Below are 928 nucleotides of genomic sequence, written 5' to 3'. Positions count from 1 at the left end.
TATCAACGAAGCTTGTTTGAGAAAAGGCAGACTTATAGCTTGTTCGCAGGAGGCTCAAATGTTGTTGGCTGCCTCGGCTTCGTCAATGCTGCTTTTGAACTGAAAATGCAAATTGATGCTCAGTTAATTCCCGAACCTGACTATCTATACTGTCCTGTGGGTTCTAGCGCAACACTTGCCGGCTTGACCCTTGGCTGTAACTTACTGGGACTAAAAACCAAAGTCATTGGCGTTCGTGTCGCCCCATCGCATCTCGGCCCCATTGAAACTTGCACAGATAAAACTATTGCTAAACTGATGATGAGAACGGCTAATTATTTAAAGCATCGATCCGACAAGCTGGAAATAAAAAAAGCGCCCCAAATACACTTAAACAATTATTTTTTCGGTGATGGCTACGGTTTAAGCACCACAGCAAGTAAGGCCGCGCTCAAGCTATTTGCAGCTCATCATATAAACCTCGAATCAACCTATACAGCGAAAACTGCGGCAGCAGTACTGAGTCACGCTCAAGCCGAGAAAGATAAAACTTTTGTCTATTGGCACACGTTCAACTCTCGTGACACCAATCTGCTACCAGCTAGTTCAAAAACCTATGCACTCCCCCAAGAGCTTAAAGCACTACTGACACCCAACACGAGCCTATAAGGGACTAACGAACAATGATAGAACAACTCAACGAACTATTTGAACTGTATCAAGACCCTATGTTTTTAGCCTTTCCCGTCGCGACACTCGCCCTGAGTGTCGGTACTTTTCTTGTCGTTGCCACCCCCTGGACAATTCTTGCTTGGCTTGACCCAGATTGGGCAAAGCCCTATAAAATTCAAGACAAACCCTTCCAGGTAAGAAAATATTTCTGGCCCAATATCGCTAGAATCAGCTTCAATTCGCTGATCATGCTTGTGCTCCTCATTATCTTTTGGCC

The 928-nt window shown here is 44.8% G+C and carries 1 protein-coding gene and 1 pseudogene; both read left to right on the top strand.

Annotation, left to right across the window (positions count from 1 at the left end; all coding sequences use genetic code 11):
- On the top strand, positions 1-648 hold a 648-nt coding region (locus A3766_RS18690; RefSeq protein ID WP_156508976.1), incomplete at its 5' end, for a pyridoxal-phosphate dependent enzyme.
- Positions 649-662: 14 nt separating this feature from the next.
- Positions 663-928, top strand: a pseudogene (locus A3766_RS18685) (hypothetical protein); the annotation flags it as partial.

It is taken from the genome of Oleiphilus sp. HI0132, assembly GCF_001635845.1.
Note: the sequence above shows the minus strand (reverse complement) of the source record. Positions and strands in the feature narration are given on the sequence as shown.